21 protein-coding genes are annotated in these 16,854 nt (G+C 58.5%); 9 read left to right on the top strand and 12 right to left on the bottom strand.

Annotation, left to right across the window (positions count from 1 at the left end; all coding sequences use genetic code 11):
• Nucleotides 1-9: 9 nt before the first annotated feature.
• The 3 genes from H663_RS22400 to H663_RS22410 form a co-directional block, all read right to left on the bottom strand.
• A complete protein-coding gene (locus tag H663_RS22400; protein ID WP_165803844.1) occupies nucleotides 10-828 on the bottom strand; it encodes an efflux RND transporter periplasmic adaptor subunit in 819 nt (272 codons plus the stop codon).
• A gap of 52 nt (nucleotides 829-880) precedes the next feature.
• Nucleotides 881-2,458 carry a TolC family protein gene (locus tag H663_RS22405; RefSeq protein WP_053176071.1) on the bottom strand — a complete coding sequence of 526 codons (1,578 nt, stop codon included), beginning with the start codon at nucleotides 2,456-2,458 and terminating at the stop codon, nucleotides 881-883.
• A gap of 110 nt (nucleotides 2,459-2,568) precedes the next feature.
• Complete coding sequence (locus H663_RS22410; RefSeq protein WP_053176069.1) at nucleotides 2,569-3,315, bottom strand: SapC family protein; 747 nt, start codon at nucleotides 3,313-3,315, stop codon at nucleotides 2,569-2,571.
• 338 nt (nucleotides 3,316-3,653) lie between these two features.
• On the opposite strand from H663_RS22410, the gene H663_RS22415 reads away from it, so the two are divergent.
• Nucleotides 3,654-5,678 (top strand): sensor histidine kinase, encoded by a 2,025-nt coding sequence (locus H663_RS22415; protein WP_053176066.1) that lies wholly within the window; start codon nucleotides 3,654-3,656, stop codon nucleotides 5,676-5,678.
• Nucleotides 5,675-6,370: a response regulator transcription factor gene (locus H663_RS22420; RefSeq protein ID WP_083451327.1), complete on the top strand. Its 696-nt coding sequence runs from the start codon at nucleotides 5,675-5,677 to the stop codon at nucleotides 6,368-6,370. The genes H663_RS22415 and H663_RS22420 overlap by 4 nt, the downstream gene beginning before the upstream one ends.
• A 76-nt stretch (nucleotides 6,371-6,446) precedes the next feature.
• Here H663_RS22420 and H663_RS22425 read toward each other — a convergent pair whose 3' ends face one another.
• Nucleotides 6,447-7,073, bottom strand: a complete 627-nt coding sequence (locus tag H663_RS22425; protein ID WP_083451326.1) for an ATPase — start codon at nucleotides 7,071-7,073, stop codon at nucleotides 6,447-6,449.
• Between the two features lie 13 nt (nucleotides 7,074-7,086).
• On the bottom strand, nucleotides 7,087-7,434 hold the full coding sequence (locus H663_RS22430) for a TA system antitoxin ParD family protein (protein ID WP_053176960.1): 348 nt from the start codon (nucleotides 7,432-7,434) through the stop codon (nucleotides 7,087-7,089).
• 302 nt (nucleotides 7,435-7,736) lie between these two features.
• On the opposite strand from H663_RS22430, the gene H663_RS22435 reads away from it, so the two are divergent.
• The 4 genes from H663_RS22435 (at nucleotide 7,737) to H663_RS22450 (ending at nucleotide 9,216) form a co-directional block, all read left to right on the top strand.
• Nucleotides 7,737-8,075: a type II toxin-antitoxin system RelE/ParE family toxin gene (locus H663_RS22435; protein WP_053176061.1), complete on the top strand. Its 339-nt coding sequence runs from the start codon at nucleotides 7,737-7,739 to the stop codon at nucleotides 8,073-8,075.
• Nucleotides 8,072-8,356: a helix-turn-helix domain-containing protein gene (locus tag H663_RS22440; RefSeq protein ID WP_053176059.1), complete on the top strand. Its 285-nt coding sequence runs from the start codon at nucleotides 8,072-8,074 to the stop codon at nucleotides 8,354-8,356. The genes H663_RS22435 and H663_RS22440 overlap by 4 nt, the downstream gene beginning before the upstream one ends.
• 204 nt (nucleotides 8,357-8,560) lie before the next feature.
• A complete protein-coding gene (locus tag H663_RS22445; RefSeq protein ID WP_053176057.1) occupies nucleotides 8,561-8,983 on the top strand; it encodes a putative toxin-antitoxin system toxin component, PIN family in 423 nt (140 codons plus the stop codon).
• Entirely contained in the window at nucleotides 8,980-9,216 is a 237-nt protein-coding gene (locus H663_RS22450; protein ID WP_053176055.1) for a toxin-antitoxin system HicB family antitoxin, read from the top strand. Before H663_RS22445 ends, H663_RS22450 begins: the two co-directional genes overlap by 4 nt.
• Nucleotides 9,217-9,265: 49 nt before the next feature.
• On the opposite strand, the gene H663_RS22455 is transcribed toward H663_RS22450, so the two are convergent.
• The 5 genes from H663_RS22455 to H663_RS22470 form a co-directional block, all read right to left on the bottom strand.
• Nucleotides 9,266-9,502: a hypothetical protein gene (locus tag H663_RS22455; RefSeq protein ID WP_053176052.1), complete on the bottom strand. Its 237-nt coding sequence runs from the start codon at nucleotides 9,500-9,502 to the stop codon at nucleotides 9,266-9,268.
• 52 nt (nucleotides 9,503-9,554) lie between these two features.
• A complete protein-coding gene (locus tag H663_RS42130; protein WP_053176051.1) occupies nucleotides 9,555-9,776 on the bottom strand; it encodes a hypothetical protein in 222 nt (73 codons plus the stop codon).
• The gene (locus tag H663_RS42360) at nucleotides 9,776-9,901 is read right to left on the bottom strand and encodes a TA system antitoxin ParD family protein (RefSeq protein ID WP_276309808.1); all 126 of its coding nucleotides are present in this window, start codon (nucleotides 9,899-9,901) and stop codon (nucleotides 9,776-9,778) included. Before H663_RS42360 ends, H663_RS42130 begins: the two co-directional genes overlap by 1 nt.
• 249 nt (nucleotides 9,902-10,150) lie before the next feature.
• Nucleotides 10,151-12,523: a YgiQ family radical SAM protein gene (locus tag H663_RS22465; protein WP_053176049.1), complete on the bottom strand. Its 2,373-nt coding sequence runs from the start codon at nucleotides 12,521-12,523 to the stop codon at nucleotides 10,151-10,153.
• Nucleotides 12,524-12,633: 110 nt separating this feature from the next.
• Nucleotides 12,634-13,743: an acyltransferase family protein gene (locus tag H663_RS22470; protein ID WP_053176048.1), complete on the bottom strand. Its 1,110-nt coding sequence runs from the start codon at nucleotides 13,741-13,743 to the stop codon at nucleotides 12,634-12,636.
• A 152-nt stretch (nucleotides 13,744-13,895) separates the two neighbouring features.
• On the opposite strand from H663_RS22470, the gene H663_RS22475 reads away from it, so the two are divergent.
• From H663_RS22475 to H663_RS22485, 3 genes are read left to right on the top strand one after another with little or no spacing between them, the layout of a single operon-like run.
• Nucleotides 13,896-14,498: an IMPACT family protein gene (locus tag H663_RS22475; RefSeq protein ID WP_053176046.1), complete on the top strand. Its 603-nt coding sequence runs from the start codon at nucleotides 13,896-13,898 to the stop codon at nucleotides 14,496-14,498.
• A 7-nt stretch (nucleotides 14,499-14,505) separates the two neighbouring features.
• A complete protein-coding gene (locus H663_RS22480; protein ID WP_053176044.1) occupies nucleotides 14,506-15,102 on the top strand; it encodes a chromate transporter in 597 nt (198 codons plus the stop codon).
• On the top strand, nucleotides 15,099-15,701 hold the full coding sequence (locus tag H663_RS22485) for a chromate transporter (protein ID WP_053176042.1): 603 nt from the start codon (nucleotides 15,099-15,101) through the stop codon (nucleotides 15,699-15,701). Before H663_RS22480 ends, H663_RS22485 begins: the two co-directional genes overlap by 4 nt.
• 27 nt (nucleotides 15,702-15,728) lie before the next feature.
• Here the strand turns inward: H663_RS22485 and H663_RS22490 are convergent, their stop codons facing one another.
• Both H663_RS22490 and H663_RS22495 read right to left on the bottom strand, forming a co-directional pair.
• Complete coding sequence (locus H663_RS22490; protein WP_165803845.1) at nucleotides 15,729-16,538, bottom strand: MgtC/SapB family protein; 810 nt, start codon at nucleotides 16,536-16,538, stop codon at nucleotides 15,729-15,731.
• Nucleotides 16,441-16,791 carry a hypothetical protein gene (locus tag H663_RS22495; protein WP_053176038.1) on the bottom strand — a complete coding sequence of 117 codons (351 nt, stop codon included), beginning with the start codon at nucleotides 16,789-16,791 and terminating at the stop codon, nucleotides 16,441-16,443. The genes H663_RS22490 and H663_RS22495 overlap by 98 nt, the downstream gene beginning before the upstream one ends.
• Between the last annotated feature and the right edge of the window lie 63 nt (nucleotides 16,792-16,854).

Genomic DNA, 16,854 nt, shown 5'->3' on the forward strand with positions numbered 1-16,854 from the left:
GCAGCCGACTCAAAACACCATGCGGCCGGTGATGCCGGGGCGCACGGAACCATCTTTGTTGTCAAACTCGGCGATCACTTCCACCAGACCACTGGCGGGATCGGTGACGGGCGAGACAAAGACAATGCGCGCTTCACGGCTTTGGGCGCTTGCGTCCAGGCCCAGCTTGATGGTGACTTTGTTGCCCACTTTCAAGGCTGCGCTCAATTGGGACTGCACATTGCCCAGAAACCGCACCCGGCTGACGTTGACCACATGCACCATGGGTTCATGCGCGCCAATGCTCTCGCCCGCGCGGGGCACCAGCTTGGTCACGATGCCGGTGATGGGGGCACGCAAATGCCTGCGTTCATAGGCCTCGATGGCCAGGTTCAGCTCGACTTGTTCGCGCTGTTTGCTGCTTTCCAGGGCCTTGCGTTCAGACGAAACGGCCCCCAAGGCCAATTCTTCGTCTTCGGCCTGCTTGCGCGAGACGCCGCCCGAAGCCAGCAAGGATTTGAGCGAGCTGACCTGTTCGCTCAGCACTTTTTCTTTTTCACGCAATTCGTTCAGGCGCGCCACATCCTGCAAAAGCAGGCGTCTGCGCTGCACTTCCAGCTCTTCGGCGGTCCTGTCCAGGTACAGCAGGATCTGCCCTTTTTGCACAGGCTGCCCTTCTTTGACCAGCACGCCGTCAATGCGGCCCGCTACCGTGAGGCTGAGTTTGGTTTCCTTCAGTGCCTGGGTCACGCCCGGGGCGCTCACCTGAGCCACGCTGGACAGGGCCAGCACAGCCCCTGCGGCCAACACACCGCCGCGCAGACAGGCCCGCCACATTGCGCTGCGCACTTGGTATCCGACTCGGCTCAGACCTGAAAACAAGCACATACACACTTTCAAATCACTTTTTCGGATCAGCAAAACTGTCCAGCAAGGTGCCCTGTGCGGCGTCCAGCAGCACTTCGGCACGGGCCACCGCCATTTGTTGCTCGTACACGGTCAACAGGGCATTGATCACACGCTCTTCGCGCAGCAGCACTTCACGCGTGTCACTGCGCCCGGCCGTGAATTTGCGGCGTTCGAGCTCCAGTTGCTGCTTTTCACGGGCATGAACTTGCTTCCACAGATCCCAGCGTTCCACCGCCGTGCTGCGCATCGACAAGGTGGTGTCGATGTCATTGGAAATTTGCACCTCAACCGACTTCAGGCCGAGCAAGGCGTCTTCTCGGCGAATCAAGGCCGCCTTCAAGTCGGATTGCGCCTGCAGGTTGATCCCCAGAGGAAATGAGGCCTGCAAACCGACCGACCAAGTCGGGTAGTCCGACATGCGGGACCAGCTGTAGGCCCGGCTGGCGGCGTATTCCAGGCCATTCATGCCGTAGGAGGCCACCAGATCGACACGCGGCAGGGTCTGGTTTTGGGTGTAGGCCAACTGCACGCCTTCGCGCTCGGCCTGCACTTTGCGCATCAGGTAATCGTCGCGTCGCGACATGGCGGTGCGCAGGCTTTCGTCGGCGTTCAGGGTTTTGTCGGTCACCGCAGGCAAGGCGTCCACCGCCAGCAGACCTTGGGGGCTGTCTGCGGCCACGCTCAGCAGCATGGTGCGCACGCGGTTGATTTTTTCGCGTTCGACTTGCTGGGCTTCGCTCAAACCGGCCATGAAGCGGTTCAGGGCGTTTTCAACTTCCCAAACATCCGAGTCGGGCAAACGGCCCTTGCGGTTGATGGCCTGGGCTTCCACCAGCAAACGCTGGCCGTTGCGGATTTTTTCCTGCGCGGCTTGCACGCGGTGCTGGGCAAACACCATCTCGTGATAGGCCATGATGGCCTCAGCCACGACGCTGGTTTCGGTGTCGCGGGTGGCGTGGTCGGCGGCTGTGGCGTCCAGTTTGGCCACTTGCAGGCGGGCGTTGGTGACGGTAGGCCCGGCATCGCGTACCAACGGCTGGGTGATGGAAAAGCCCAGGTTGCTGCGGTTGTCGTAAGCGCCTTCAGGTCGGTTGTAGTCGGGAATATTGGTCAGGAATCTGGAGAGCGTGCTTTTGACTTCCAGCTTGGCACCGGTGGAAGCCAGCAATTGCGACACGCCCACCGAGTAGTCATTGCCCTTGCGGTCATACAGGCCAGTGCCTTGACGAATCATAGATTCTTCAAAGGTGTTCTTGGTGATGCTTTTGCCGTGGGTGGCCGATATGTTGGCCAGCGGCTGAAACGCTGAGGCGGCTCGGTCAATGCCGGTGGCCGCGATTTGCCCTTCGGCCTGCTTGGATCGGATGGTCTTGTTTGATGCCCGCAGTTTTTCCACCAACTCCTTGAGGCTAAGCGACTGCTTTTGTGCAGCCAAAGCGGCTGGTGCCTGAGCATCCTTTTGCGGCGTCGCTTGGGCCGACTGCGCAAAGCTTTGGCAGGCCAGTGCGCACACAGCAGCGGTCAGGGTCACGCAGATCTTGGCGCTTGAGGTTGTGGAGGTGTGTTTCATGCCAATCACGCAAGTACGATTGCAAAAGCCAGCGGCTTCAAAAGACGCTGGCGCTGTCGTGCAAGCCCCACCCGGGCACACCGGGTGTGCCTGAGTGGGGTGCATCGGGTTTACTGCAAAGTTTCGGTCGAGGGCGCTGGCGCGGCAGCGTCGGCATCGGGCTTTTTCATGCCGGCCAGGCGCTCGATCTGCGACAGCGAAATCAGGTGCGCAAAGATCGCGGGCAGGTAGCCGTTTTGGCGCACTTCCAGGAACTTGGCGTCGCTGAAGTTGTTCAGGCGCTCTTCGTTGATCACGTAGCAACCCGTGATGTTGCGCACTTGGTCAGCGGCATTGACGCGCATGTTCAGGGGGGTCAAGAGGTTGTTTTGCACCAGGAACTTGCTGAACTCATGGGTCATCTGATCCATTTGCTGCAATTCACCCAGGTAACGCTTGACGTTTTCAATGACCTGCGTGGGGTTGCCTTGTTCGTCGAACATGGCGGCACCGTCGGTGTCGCTGAGCAGTTCACTGGCTTCGTCCACACAAACAATGAAGCGATCAGCTTCGGGCGCCTTGGTCAGCGCAAAGGGGTAGCGGCGGATGATGGCCGGAATGTAAGAGGCCGACCACTCGCCTTGGGCGTTGACAAACAGGTTCTCACCGGCGTCCAGGCCCATCAGCACAACGGGACGGAATTCGTCGCTGGCCTGGTCTTCCAGGAACACCACCGGGTAGATGGATGCAGCCCGTGCAAATTCATGCAGGGTGACGTAGGCGACATGGAACTTCGAGGCGAAGCCAAAATCATTGCTCATCCGGACTTTTTTACCGGCATGGCGCTCTTTATTCACGGGAACAACTTGCTCAAACATGATGGAGTCCTTTTAAAAATAGTCAATTTGAATCACTGGCCTGAGCAGCGTGGCATTCACACCGATCAGCCCCCCAATTCACCCCGACCGACGACTTGGGGTGAATAATCAAAGCCCGTACCCCCCAATTCCTGGATTCGCATTTCGCTGCGTTTTCAAGTGATGGGTCATGAAACAAGCCCCGGCAAGGCCCCTTGACCTGCTGCCTGTTGAAGATGGTACGAAGTGGTGCGAACAGCGTCTACGTTGCGATTTCGACAAAAAAACTCTCAAATCCGACATTTTTGACATTTTGAAATATAATTTATGCCAAAGTATTCAATAAAAAAGTGGTCCAAATGAAAAATTTGATTCCGAATTTGATATTTTTGGGCTTGGCGTTGTTTGGCAGCATCAACAGCAGTGCTGCGGCAACCCTGGACTTGGGCACCACACAGATCAAGCCGATGGACAGCGTTCAGTTCATGGAAGACCCGTCCGGGCAGATTCAATATTCAGACCTTGACCGGGCAGATATAGCCTCGCGATTTCAGCCTTGGCTCGTGGAGCGAGGTGACATGAATTTCGGATATTCCAACTCGGCTTATTGGCTGAAAATCAAACTCAAGCGCGCTGCCCAAGCTCCTGCGCGGTGGCTCTTGGAAATTCCTTTTTTACTGCTCGATGAAATCGACTTTTATGCGCCGGGCCAAGCGGTGCTGCATTTGGGCACCACACGGCCTGCGAGCAATGCGCCCTACTTTCACCGCTTTCATTTGATGCCGCTGGACCTGAGCACCGAAGAGCAGACTTTTGTGCTGCGCGTGAGGACCAGTCACAGCACCACCATTCCCTTGCAGGTCTGGCAACCCGATGCGTTTGGCAACCAGAGCCAAAAGCAGTTCATCTTGCAAGCGCTTTATTTTGGCGGGCTCATCGCGCTGCTGATCTACAACCTCTTTTTGGCGGTGTCGCTCAGGGATGCCCGGTTTTTGTTTTATTCGCTCTTTGTCAGCCATATCGGCATGGGCATGCTGGCGGGTAACGGTCTGGGCCATCTGTTTGTGTGGCGCGAATGGAACGCGTTCGAGCCGATTGCCCAAAGCTTCTTTTTGAGCCTGGCCACCGGCTTTGGGCTCTTGTTCAGCAACCGTTTTTTGCAGATGCGGCGCGAGACCTCGAAGATGGCCCGCTTCAACGAATGGGCCGCCGCTGTGTTCTTTGGCATTGCGGCCTGGCTTTTGGCTTCCCTGTGGCTGGATCTGGACCGGCAATCCGTGGTTGTGATCTTTTCGCTGGTGTGCATCCCGGCAGGCCTGACAGTGTTGACCATGGCTTGGCGAGCCTGGCGCCACGGCTACAAGGCAGCCCGGTTCTTCTTGCTGGCGTGGGGGGTTTTGTGGATCGGGGCCTTTGTGGCCGTGCTCAGGGGTTTTGGCTGGCTGCCCACCAACGGCTACACGTCCTACAGTCTGCAAATATCTTCGGCCGCCGAAATGCTGCTGCTGGCGCTGTCCTTGGCTGACTTGATCCACACCGAGCGACAGGAGCGCGAAAACGCACAAGCCATGGCCCTGTCCAGCCATCAGCGCATGCTGGAGAGCTTGCGCCTGTCCGAAGAACGGCTGGAAATAGCGGTGCAGCAACGCACCCGCGAGCTGGAGCAGTCGCTGAACAATGAAAAACAGACACTGACGCAATATGTGCGCTTTGGCGCCCTGATCTCGCATGAGTTCCGCAATCCCTTAGGCATTGTGGAGAGCCAGATCAGTCTCATGCGCAAAGAAGCCGACTTGGGCACGCTCAATGTGACCAAGCGGCTGGACGTGATCGCCAGCGCTACGCAAAGGCTGCTGTCCATGTTTGAAAAATGGCTGCGCAGCGACCGTTTGAACAAGTCCTTGCAGGACTTCAGGCTGCAGCCCATTCCACTGGCAGCCTGGTTGCGCGAATTGATCGATTCGCAGATGTCCTACCATGCCAACCATCAGCTGACATTGCACATGGCCACGGACCCGGGCGAAATCTGGGGCGACGACAACTTGCTGGAGATTGCGCTGATCAACCTGATCGACAACGCCTGCAACTATTCAAAGCAGGGCTCGCAAATCCACATCGACGTGCGCTCCCAAGCCTCGATGATCGGGATTGCCGTCACGGACCACGGCTGCGGCATTGCGGCTGAACACCAGACATCGATCTTTGAAGACTATTTCCGCATTGCCCCCGAAGGCCGTGTCCGGGGCATGGGCCTGGGCCTGGCTTTTGTCCGTCGCATCGTCGACATGCATCAGGGGCAGCTGGACTTGGTGAGTAACATCGGGGTGGGCAGCTGCTTTTGCATCTGGCTGCCCAGTCAACCCAAAACCGCTGCACAGACATGACAACACCGAGCGCCGCCCCACCCCGGGTTTTGGTCCTGGAGGATGAAGCCGACCTGCAAGAAGCCATGGTCACCTACCTCAATATGGAAGGCAATATTGCGGATGGCGTGAGCAGCCTTCGTGCTGCGCAAGAATGGATGAGAACCCATCCCTATGAAATTTTGGTGCTCGACCTGGGTTTGCCCGATGGCGATGGGCTGGAATGGCTCAAACAACGCCCACTCATGCAGGACAAGGGCGTCATCATCACCACGGCCCGTGGTGACAGCGATCAACGCATCGAAGGCATTCGGGCAGGCGCCGATGTTTATCTGGTCAAACCCATCCAGCTTGAAGAGTTGTCTTCGCTGGTGCAAAACCTGGTGCGCCGCATCCGGGCCAATTCACAAGCGCTGTGGACTTTGCGCAAATTGCAATGGACGCTGGAGTCGCCCCAGGGCCTGGCGATCAAGTTGACCCATTCCGAAAGCGTGCTGCTCAGCCGACTGGCGCAAACGCCCGGCCAGGCCGTCTCGCGCAATGAGCTGGTCACCTGCCTGGGCCACGACCCGGACAGCTACGATTTCCGGCGCATGGAAATTCTGGTTCGCCGCCTGCGCAACAAAGCCCGCGACGTGCTGGGCTTCGATCTGCCCATGGAAACCGTGCACAAACTGGGCTACGCCTTCACGGCGCAGGTGCAGATGGTGTGAGGGGAGTGGTGTTTTTCAGCGAACCACGCATGGGCTCGGTATCAGTACAAACGGAACAGGCTACACGTGAGTCGATTTATGCATGAGTCGGTTCATGTGTGACTAAAGGCTGAACCTTTTTGGCCCAAGCCGGTGGCCGGGCCACTTGCCAATGCCAGACGCCTTGACGCCACCGAGCCACTAGTTTGGGGCCTGAAATACCGTTGCGCCCCACCCCTGAGGTGTCGTACATCAAGGCCAGATCGGCCAAGGGGATGGCGTCCTGCAAATGCTGCAAAGTCCGTGGATACCGCGCCAAAATGCGCTCGGACGGCACATCGTGCCCACCTTCGGACACGCGTTGCGCTACCCTGCCCAAGAGCTGGCGTGGGTCATTGACGCACACCACCAGCAACACCACCGCAAAGCCTGCGGCTCTGGCTTCTTGCATCAAGGCCAGTTTGGACGGGTGCGAAAACACCGTCTCACTGACAAACGACTGGCCCTGTGCCAGACAAGCTGTGCGACGCGCATCGGCCCATGTCCGGGCTTGGGCCGAACGCTCCTCTGGATCGGTGATGTGTTGAAGGCAAGCGGCTTCATGAATGTCTGCATTCACGAACGGCGCATCGGCAGGGAGCAAGCCCGAAGCGACGGCAGAGCGGTACAGCGTGGATTTGCCAGCCCCGTTGGGGCCGGCCAGCAAATAGAAAACGGGCTTCAAACGTGGCAATCGCTCAAGCGGCCTTCATCACCTGACGGCGGTTGCTCAGAACAGTCTGCCGCACGGCTTGGGCCAGGCGGCCGTTACTTTCTGCAGCCAGAAAATCCGTTTCAACAGCGTCCAGCGGGTCGGCATCCGCAGGGGCGGCCTGGCGGACATCGTAGAGCGCGATGGCCTCGCGCGCCTCAGAGACCGTCAAGCCAGATGCCTCGGCAATGCGGCCCAAAGTTGCCCAATACTCGATCTGCCCGGCCACCGAACGGCGCATGCTTGAGGCCGCGTCACGGGCCTGACTAACCAAACCTGAAGACAACTTGACGGATGAGAACGAAGATGAGGACGAAGACGACGATGCGGACATGAGGCTCTCCTTTTGGGCGCATTTTGCGCCATAAAAAGCCAAAATGGACATGCATCGCTCAAAAAACCATGGCGGAGACCGTGAAAAGAACCATCCACACACCCAGTGCCCAAGGCTGTGGATAAACCCTAGAACAACCGCGCCAAGGCGCATGGGGACTGGGCTGGCGTCATGCGCTCAAAAAATGGGCAGGACCGTCACGGACTTCCAAGTTAGGAAGATTCAAACGCCTTAGTCACCATCCCTAAACCGCTAACAACAACTTACTTGTCAATCTATATAAAATTTTATATATTTCATGGATGTCTGATCCAAAGCCTGTCGAATTTCGAGGCAGTTCCCTTGATGATCTTCGTTCCTTTCCCCTCACGGCAAGGCGCGAGGCAGGCCATCAAATCGATCAGGTGCAAAGCGGACAAGCGCCGGACGACTGGAAGCCCATGAACACCGTGGGTCAAGGCGTCAAGGAAATTCGAATTCGGGATGCTGCCGGTGCATTCCGGATCATCTACATTGCCAAGTTCGCCGATGCCGTCTATGTGCTTCACTGCTTCCAAAAGAAGACTGCCAAGACCAGCAAGGCTGATCTGGACTTGGCTGCAAAGCGTTATCGAGACTTATTAAAGGAGCTAGGCCAATGACCAAGCAAAGATTTGCCAGCGTCTGGGATGCCATTGAGGACACCCCGGAAGAAGCGGAAAACATGAAGCTGCGCTCCATTCTGATGACGGCGCTGAAGAACCACTTGACCCGCACAGAAATGAGCCAAGCACAGGCCGCCAAGCTGTTCGGCGTGACTCAGCCACGTGTCTCAGATCTGATGCGCGGCAAGATCAACTTGTTCGGCCTAGATGCGCTGGTGAACATGGCCACCGCTGCCGGACTGCACATTGAAATGCGCGTGATCGAAGCAGCCTCCTGATTTTGCTGATTAACCTCGGTGACGGCACTGTGCGCCATGAAGATTTGGGGGCGCGGTGTGTGATGGCACAAATGGGGGCAAGCACGGCGTCAGACACTTGAGCAGATCAGCTTGGATAGCCTGCAAGCGTCCGGTCACACTCATTCAATACAGACAAAGTGGACCCTGATTGACCTGGTTTTTGGTATCTCTCATAATACCAATATGACTTTAAACCCCCGCATCGTCATCGACACGAATGTGCTTTACAGCGCATTGCGTTCACAGATGGGTGTGTCTTATCGGCTCTTGAGCATGGTGGGGCAAGCGCGATTTTTGCCGCAGGTGTCAGCGCCACTGATTGCAGAATACGAAGATGTCCTGAAGCGCGGGCAACTGGCATTGAGCCACGCCCAAATTGACGATGTCATCGACTACATATGCGCCCAAAGTGAACACCACCGGATTTTTTACCTCTGGCGACCCTTACTCAAAGACCCCAACGACGACTTTATCTTGGAGCTGGCCGTCAAGGCCCAAGCCAGCATCGTGACTTGGAACGTGGCTGACTTCAAAAAAGCTGCGAGCCTCCATGTTCAAGTCATGAGCCCCCGACAACTGCTAGAAATTCTGGAGAAATCATCATGAGCACCATCAGCATTCGCCTGCCCGACTCGCTGCACAGCATGGCCAAAACCATGGCCAGCCAGGACCATGTGTCCATGAACCAGTTCATCGCCAGCGCCGTGGCAGAAAAAGTCTCGGCTTTGGCCACAGAAACCTACCTCAAAGAACGTGCTGAACGGGCCAGCGTGGACAAGTTCAAGGCCGCATTGGCCGCTGTGCCAAGGCAGCCGCCGGATGCACAAGACGCCATTTGAGGCCACCACAGCGCCCGCGCCATCCTCGCCCCATTACGTCAAGCCATGGCTACGCGAACAACGGTGTAGGCGGCTTGGCAAGCTGAACCTTCTCGGCCCAAGCCCAGCCTTGGGCAGAACGCAGTTCGGGATCGGTGATGTGCTGCAGGGCATGGGCTTCGTGCAGGTCCGCATTCACAAATTCAGTATCGGACGGCAACAAGCCCGAAGCAAGCGCTGTGCGGTACAAAGTGGATTTGCCAGCACCATTTGGGCCAGCGAGCAAAATGAAAACGGGTTTCAACAATGGCAATCGCTCTGGCGGCAACAGTCAGGCAGCGACACTCACGCGGCAACACTCAGGCGGCCTTCATCACCTGACGGCGGTTGCTCTGCACGGTCTGGCGCACGGCCTGCGCCAGACGGCCCGAACTTTCGGCGGCCAGAAAGTCCGCGTCCAGAGCGTGCAGCGGATCGGCAGCCACTGGGGCGGCCTGGCGGACATCGTAGAGCGCGATGGCCTCGCGCGCCTCAGAGACCGTCAAGCCCGATGCCTGGCGATCCAGCCCAAATTCGCACATTACTCGATCTGCCCGACCACCGAACGGCGCATGCTTGAGGCCGCATCACGGGCCTGATTGACCAAACCAGAAGACAACTTGACGGATGAGAACGAAGATGAGGACGAAGAAGACGATGCGGACATGAGGCTCTCCTTTTGGCGCATTTTCTGCCCTAAAAAAGCTAAAACTGCCATGCATCGCTCAAAAAACCATGGCGGAGACGGTGAAAAGAAGCATCCACACCCACCGTGTCCAAGCCTGTGGATAAGCCCTAGGACAACTGCGCCAAGGCGCATGGAGACTGGGCTGGCGAGGAGCGCCTAAAAAAGAGGCAAATAAATAACCGCCTGAGACCCCAGAATAATCAGTGCCCAATCAACGGAACTTGAAAGTCAGCCTTTTTTGCGTGGCGGCAACCCCGTATGCTGCGTCAGCAACTGCCCCTTCTTCGGCTGCCCCAACCGCTTGGCCGCCGTCGACAAAGACACCGACGACTTGGCCCCCGCACCCGTGCTGTTTTTGCGGCGGGCGCTTTGGTAGCCCTCTTCGGCCAGCGGCTGCCAGTTCGGGATCAAATGGTGCTTGCCATTGCCAATCAAGTCCGCCCGGCCCATGGCCTTGAGTGCTTCGCGCAGCAGCGGCCAGTTATTCGAGTCGTGGTAGCGCAAAAACGCTTTGTGCAGGCGGCGGCGTTTGTCGCCTTTGACCACGTCCACTTTTTCGCTGTCGCGGGTGATTTTGCGCAGCGGATTGCGGGTGGAGTGGTACATGGCTGTGGCTGTGGCCATGGGGCTGGGGTAGAAGGTTTGCACCTGGTCGGCCCTGAAACCGTTCTTTTTGAGCCAGACGGCCAAGTTCATCATGTCTTCGTCGCTGGTGCCCGGGTGGGCGGCAATGAAGTACGGGATGAGGAACTGCTTTTTGCCCACTTCTTCGCTGTACTTGTCGAACATTGACTTGAACCGGTCGTAGGTGCCGATGCCCGGCTTCATCATCTTGGACAGCGGGCCGCCCTCGGTGTGCTCGGGCGCGATTTTCAGGTAGCCGCCCACATGGTGCTGCACCAGTTCTTTCACATACTCGGGCGACTGCACGGCAAGGTCATAACGCAGACCAGAGCCGATCAAAATTTTCTTGATGCCCTTGAGGTTACGCGCCCGGCGGTACATGTTGATCAACGGGCCGTGGTCGGTGGTCAGGTTCTGGCAGATGCCGGGGAACACGCAGCTGGGTTTGCGGCAGGCCGATTCGATCTCGGGGCTGCGGCAGCCCAGGCGGTACATGTTGGCGGTGGGGCCGCCTAGGTCGGAGATGACACCGGTGAAGCCTTTGACCTTGTCGCGGATGTCCTCCACCTCTCGGATGACCGATTCTTCGGAGCGGCTTTGGATGATGCGGCCTTCGTGCTCGGTGATGGAGCAAAAGGTGCAGCCGCCAAAGCAGCCGCGCATGATGTTCACGCTGAAGCGGATCATTTCCCAGGCGGGGATTTTGGTCGCGTGGTCGTGGCTGCCGTTTTCGTCGGCATAGCGCGGGTGTGGGCTGCGGGCATACGGCAGGTCAAACACATGGTCCATCTCTGTGGTGGTCAGTGGGATGGGCGGCGGTGTGATCCAAACGTCGCGGGCGGTGGCACCCTCCCCGTGCGCTTGCACCAGGCAGCGGGCGTTGCCGGGGTTGGTTTCCAGGTGCAGCACGCGGTTGGCGTGGGCATAGAGCACGGCGTCTTGCTTGACTTGCTCGTAGCTGGGCAGGCGGATCACGCTTTTGTCACGGGGCGGGACTTTGTGGGTGCCTTTGCCGCGCAGGGCCGGGTTGGGCACAAAAGTCAGCGGCTGGATGGCCGCTTGCACGGTGCGGGCCTGGGCCACGGCGGCAGACAAATCAGTCTCGATGTTTTTGGCATTGTGGCCTTCGGCCACTTCCTTGGCCTCTTCTTCACGCGCACAGGTCGCGCCCTGCTCCCGCGCTTGGTCCGAAATCATCAAATACGGGTTGATGTGGGCCTCAACGTGCCCGGGCGTGTCTACGCTGGTGGAGTCGATCTCGAACCAGCCTTCAGGGGTTTCACGGCGCATAAAAGCGGTGCCGCGCACGTCGGTGATCTGCTGCACCGGCTCACGGGCGGCCAGGCGGTGGGCGATCTCGACAATCGCCCGCTCGGCGTTGCCATACAGCAGCAAGTCGCACTTGCTGTCCACCACCACCGAGCGGCGCACTTTGTCGCTCCAGTAGTCGTAATGCGCGATGCGGCGCAGGCTGCCTTCAATGCCACCGAGCACGATGGGCACTTCCGGGAAGGCTTCGCGGCAGCGCTGGCTGTAGACGATGGCCGCGCGGTCGGGCCGTTTGCCGCCCACGTCGCCCGGGGTGTAGGCGTCGTCGGTGCGGATTTTGCGGTCCGCCGTGTAGCGGTTGATCATGGAATCCATGTTGCCGCTGGTCACGCCCCAAAACAGGTTGGGTTTGCCCAGGGCCTTGAAGGGCTCGGCGCTGGTCCAGTCGGGCTGGGCGATGATGCCGACCCGAAAACCCTGGTTTTCCAGCATGCGGCCAATGACCGACATGCCAAAGCTGGGGTGGTCCACATAGGCGTCGCCCGTGACGATGATGATGTCGCAGCTGTCCCAGCCCAGTTGGGTCATTTCTTCGCGGCTCATCGGCAAAAACGGGGCCGTGCCAAAGCGCTGCGCCCAGAACTTGCGGTAACTGGTCAGGGGTTTGGCATCACGCGGGAAGAAAGAGACGTCGACAAAGGCGTTCATGGGCTGGGCACTCGGGATAACCCGCTAGTGTAGGGGTTTGGGGGTGGACTCATGGGGTTGGTGGGTATTGTGATCAAGGATGGTGCGACCATCACTTCGGCGCATCACCGTTAAAACCACCGCCTCCACACCGATGTTCGCAGCAATAGTTGTGCGCTGGCCAGACAAATCAACACGCTCATGCCTGCACTCACAACAAATTTGAGCAGCTCAGGCCAATGCCATCCTTGTAAAGCCAGACCCAAGCCCACCACGATGGGTGGATGAATGAGATAAACAGTCATAGCACTTCGACCAATCGCCTTGTAGGATCCTGACGGGCTGGTAAAACGATGCTGGGCCCATCGCAGCAGTCCCAACAGGACACCCCATGCCACCAAGGGCTCCCAAAATGCGTAGATTAACGCCTGAACATTCCAACCACCCACAGCTGGCCCAGCCATCCAAGGGATGAGACTGCCAGCGATGGCCACCAACGGAAACAGCCAAACCACCCAACGCATGACCCGTCGCCAAGTGCTGGCCGATGAGGCCGGCACGTCAAACCACCAACGCGACTGTGCGCCGGCAACGCCCGCAATAAACAGCAAAACATAACCTGGGAAGTAGCCCAGTTGCCAGCCGATCCACCAGGTTTGTCCAACGGGCCAAACCAAGCGAATCAGAAAGGCCGAGGCACCGACCAACAAGGCTGCGACCCACATCATGGCCATGGAGGGAAACGGGCGCACACGTTGCAGCCAGGGCACAAACGGCGTAATCATGCAGGTCATCACCCACAAAGCAGCCACAAACCACAGCGGGCCGGATTCAAATCGCGCCTGACGCCACAGGGCCATCAGCGTGTCTTGGAATGAAAAGCCTTTGCTCGTGAAAGCCAAAGCGATGGTCAATGGCCCCAGCAAACAACCAAACACCAGCAGCGGCAGGCCCAAGCGCACCAGCCGGTCCATCAGGTAACGACTTGTCCCCTTGCGGGCCAGAGCGCGTGGCACATAAGCCCCCGCCAGCAAAAAGAACAAACCCATGAACCACGACTGATTGAACGTGCAAAAGGCGGTCAGCAGCAGCGAAGAAAACGAGTTGTCTGGACTTTTCTCATGCCAAAACCACGAACCTATGGCGCCATACATCAAGGCGGTGTGGTGAACCACCACCAGCAGCGCGACCAAGCCACGCAAGACGTCTACCCACTCGTCCCTGGGTTCAAGATTTTTCATTGGCGATGATGAATTAAATAACGCTCGTTTATACACATCATGACTCATGTTTGGCCACGAAAAAATCCCCTCGTGTTGACCTCGTGTTGAAATACCAAGCCTTCTGAGCCCGGTACGCATTTCCAAACCCCGCCCTGCCCCGCTGATCGCCCATGCCCTTCTCCCTCGCCACCCCCGCCCACCACGAACTGATCATCAAGAAAAGCCGTTTCATCGCCTGCGTGGAGCCTGTGGCCAGCCGTGAAGAGGCGCAATCTCGTGTGGCGCAGCTCAAGTCCGAGCACCCCGATGCGGCGCATGTGTGCTGGGCGCTGCTGGCCGGTGGCCAGTCAGCCGCCAACGACGATGGCGAGCCCGGCGGCACTGCCGGGCGCCCCATGCTGGACGTGCTGCGGCACCAGGACTTGCAGGGCGTGATGGCCTCGGTGGTACGTTACTTTGGTGGCGTCAAGTTGGGCGCGGGCGGGCTGGTGCGGGCCTACACCGATGCGGTGGCGCAGGCGCTGCTGACGGCCGAGAAGATCCCCTTGATCAAGAAAACCGAGCTGGCCTGTAGCGTGCCTTATGCGCTGGAAGGGCTGGTGCGCCGCGAGGTGGAGCTGGCCCAGGCGCAGTTGCAGGACGTCACGCATGGCAGTGTGGTCACTTTGCGTTTTGCCCTGCCCGCGTCTGACGCAGCGGCCTTGATGCACCGCCTGAGCGAAAGCGGTCGGGGACAACTGGTGTGGCTGGACGATGAAGCCGCACAGGGATAATCGCCCCATGCCTGATCACCCGCCGCTGAACCATCCCCGCTCGAAAACCGACTTGTTTGTGTCTTTCACCATCCTGGCTCTGCAGGGTTTTGGCGGGGTGCTGGCCGTGGTGCAGCGTGAATTGGTCGAGAAAAAACGCTGGATGACGCGCGAGCAATTCGTCGAAGACTGGGCCGTGGCCCAGATCATGCCCGGCCCGAATGTGGTGAACCTGTCGCTGATGATTGGTGGACGTTACTTTGGCTTGCCCGGCGCATTGGCGGGCTTGGCGGGCATGCTGGCCGCGCCCTTGGTGGTGGTGCTTGTGCTGGCCATCGCCTTTGGCGGCGTCTCGGATGCGGCCTGGGCTCAAGGCGCTTTGCGCGGCATGGGGGCCGTGTCTGCCGGGCTGATCGCTGCGGTTGGCCTCAAACTGATCGGCGCGCTCAAAAGCAACCCCATGGGCATGCCGGTGTGTGTGGGCCTGGCAGCGGCCAGTTTTGTGGGGGTGGGCGTGATGCGCTGGCCTCTTGCCTTTGTGCTGCTGGGCACGGGCCTGCTGGCTTGCAGCTGGGCTTATTGGCAGTTGGCTAAACAAGCCGCATCGTCGGGAGCGCAGCCATGAACCCGGTGCTTGCCTTGACGGCCAGTGACTGGCTGAGTTTGTTCAACCACTTTGCCTCGCTGTCTTTGCTGGCGGTGGGTGGCGCCATCACCACGGCACCCGACATGCACCGCTATCTGGTGGATGAAACGCAATGGCTCAGCGATTCGCAGTTCACCTCGTCCATTGCGCTGGCCCAGGCCGCGCCGGGGCCCAACATCTTGTTTGTGGCTTTGATGGGTTTCAACGTGGGCATGAATGCCGGTGCAGGCTTGGGCGACAGCTGGATGCGTTTGGGCCTGGCTTGCCTGGGGGTGATGGTGCCCATGCTGGGCATCATGCTGCCGTCATCGGTGCTGACCTACACGGCCACACGCTGGGCGCACCAGCACCGTGACAACATCGGCATTCGGGCCTTCAAGTCGGGGATGGCGCCCATCGTGATTGCACTGCTGCTGTCCACGGCCTGGCTCTTGACCCTGAGTCACAACCAGCCTGCGCGTGACTGGCCGCTGTATGCACTGACGGGGCTGACCACTTTGGTGATTTGGCGCACACAGATTCACATGCTGTGGCTGATTGGCCTGGGCGCCCTGCTGGGGGGCATGGGCTGGGTTTGATGGGCCTTTGGGCCTCTTTGAACAGACTTAAAGTTTGCGCCAGGAAAAATTGAACGCAGGCCAACCGGCTGTAGCTTGTTGAATCGACAGTGCCCCTTTGTCAGACTCTCCTTGTTCAAACAGGGCAGTGATGGACAACAAGGTGTTGTCTACCCCATGCCGTTCCAGTCTGACCTCCTGCATTTCCCATAGGCTGTTGCGCGACATCTCTGTCATTTTTTCGTGCACCACCAGCGCATCACTCGCCGAACAAACCCATTGAAACTGCACACTGTCGGTCAGGTTATCGGCGATACCCATTTGCTTGTTGAGGTATTGCGCCACCCTTCCTAACAAGCTGTTGGCCAACACAATGGCGATGGACGCAACACTTGCATCGAACCAGCGATTCATGCCACACATGGCCCCCACGGCGGCTGAACACCATAAAGTGGCGGCAGTGTTCAAGCCTTGGGCTTGCCTCGAATCTCGAAACATGATCCCGCCCGCAAGAAAGCCCACGCCCACCACAATTTGTGCGGCCATTTGAATCGGCTCGACAAAACCTTGGGGTGTTTTCGACAGCAGCATGAACAGGGCTGCGCCCATGGCCACCAGTGCGTTGGTCTTGAGGTCCACCAATCGACGATTCCACTGACGCTCGATGCCAACCAAGGAGCCCAATACCAAGGCCAACAGGATTGACTGAAGAAAATAGTGAGACAGCTGATTCGAAAAAAAACTCATAGCCAATGCTAGATCAGCGCGGGCTTTCGAAAAATACCGTATTCGAATAGTCGCTGACCTCGAAATAGACCTTCTTCTCGCCCGGGTCCACCTGCATGTTGAGGTTTTCATCCAGCACGCCATAACCAAAACGGTAGGCGCGTGGCTGCTTGTCATCGGTGCCCAATGCCGTGCTGACCTTGTCCACTTTCAGGAAACGGCGCACGACCTTGTCACCGGCATAGACTTCCATCACGCCGTTGGTACCGGTCCAGTTCTGGATGTCACGGCTGATCTTGTTTTGCTGCTCTTGCGTGCAGGCAGCCAGCAAGCAGGCGCTGGTGACCGCGGTGATCAGGGCTGTGTGTTTGATGTTTTGGAGCATGGAAAATTCCTTGTGTGAAATGGCTGTAAGGGTGATGTCGGGGCTGAAGCCACCGACCTATTG

The organism is Limnohabitans planktonicus II-D5, assembly GCF_001270065.2.
In the GTDB taxonomy this organism is placed as follows: Bacteria; Pseudomonadota; Gammaproteobacteria; order Burkholderiales; family Burkholderiaceae_C; genus Limnohabitans_A; species Limnohabitans_A planktonicus.

Bases quoted from the DNA above. Each gene is read 5' to 3' on its own strand.
- H663_RS22405 (WP_053176071.1), bottom strand. From the start codon at position 2,458: ATGAAACACACCTCCACAACCTCAAGCGCCAAGATCTGCGTGACCCTG.
- H663_RS22410 (WP_053176069.1), bottom strand. From the start codon at position 3,315: ATGTTTGAGCAAGTTGTTCCCGTGAATAAAGAGCGCCATGCCGGTAAA.
- H663_RS22415 (WP_053176066.1), top strand. From the start codon at position 3,654: ATGAAAAATTTGATTCCGAATTTGATATTTTTGGGCTTGGCGTTGTTT.
- H663_RS22420 (WP_083451327.1), top strand. From the start codon at position 5,675: ATGACAACACCGAGCGCCGCCCCACCCCGGGTTTTGGTCCTGGAGGAT.
- H663_RS22430 (WP_053176960.1), bottom strand. From the start codon at position 7,434: ATGTCCGCATCGTCGTCTTCGTCCTCATCTTCGTTCTCATCCGTCAAG.
- H663_RS22435 (WP_053176061.1), top strand. From the start codon at position 7,737: ATGTCTGATCCAAAGCCTGTCGAATTTCGAGGCAGTTCCCTTGATGAT.
- H663_RS22440 (WP_053176059.1), top strand. From the start codon at position 8,072: ATGACCAAGCAAAGATTTGCCAGCGTCTGGGATGCCATTGAGGACACC.
- H663_RS22445 (WP_053176057.1), top strand. From the start codon at position 8,561: ATGACTTTAAACCCCCGCATCGTCATCGACACGAATGTGCTTTACAGC.
- H663_RS22450 (WP_053176055.1), top strand. From the start codon at position 8,980: ATGAGCACCATCAGCATTCGCCTGCCCGACTCGCTGCACAGCATGGCC.
- H663_RS42130 (WP_053176051.1), bottom strand. From the start codon at position 9,776: ATGTGCGAATTTGGGCTGGATCGCCAGGCATCGGGCTTGACGGTCTCT.
- H663_RS42360 (WP_276309808.1), bottom strand. From the start codon at position 9,901: ATGTCCGCATCGTCTTCTTCGTCCTCATCTTCGTTCTCATCCGTCAAG.
- H663_RS22465 (WP_053176049.1), bottom strand. From the start codon at position 12,523: ATGAACGCCTTTGTCGACGTCTCTTTCTTCCCGCGTGATGCCAAACCC.
- H663_RS22470 (WP_053176048.1), bottom strand. From the start codon at position 13,743: ATGAAAAATCTTGAACCCAGGGACGAGTGGGTAGACGTCTTGCGTGGC.
- H663_RS22475 (WP_053176046.1), top strand. From the start codon at position 13,896: ATGCCCTTCTCCCTCGCCACCCCCGCCCACCACGAACTGATCATCAAG.
- H663_RS22480 (WP_053176044.1), top strand. From the start codon at position 14,506: ATGCCTGATCACCCGCCGCTGAACCATCCCCGCTCGAAAACCGACTTG.
- H663_RS22485 (WP_053176042.1), top strand. From the start codon at position 15,099: ATGAACCCGGTGCTTGCCTTGACGGCCAGTGACTGGCTGAGTTTGTTC.
- H663_RS22490 (WP_165803845.1), bottom strand. From the start codon at position 16,538: ATGAAAACCTCAACATGCAGGTGGACCCGGGCGAGAAGAAGGTCTATT.
- H663_RS22495 (WP_053176038.1), bottom strand. From the start codon at position 16,791: ATGCTCCAAAACATCAAACACACAGCCCTGATCACCGCGGTCACCAGC.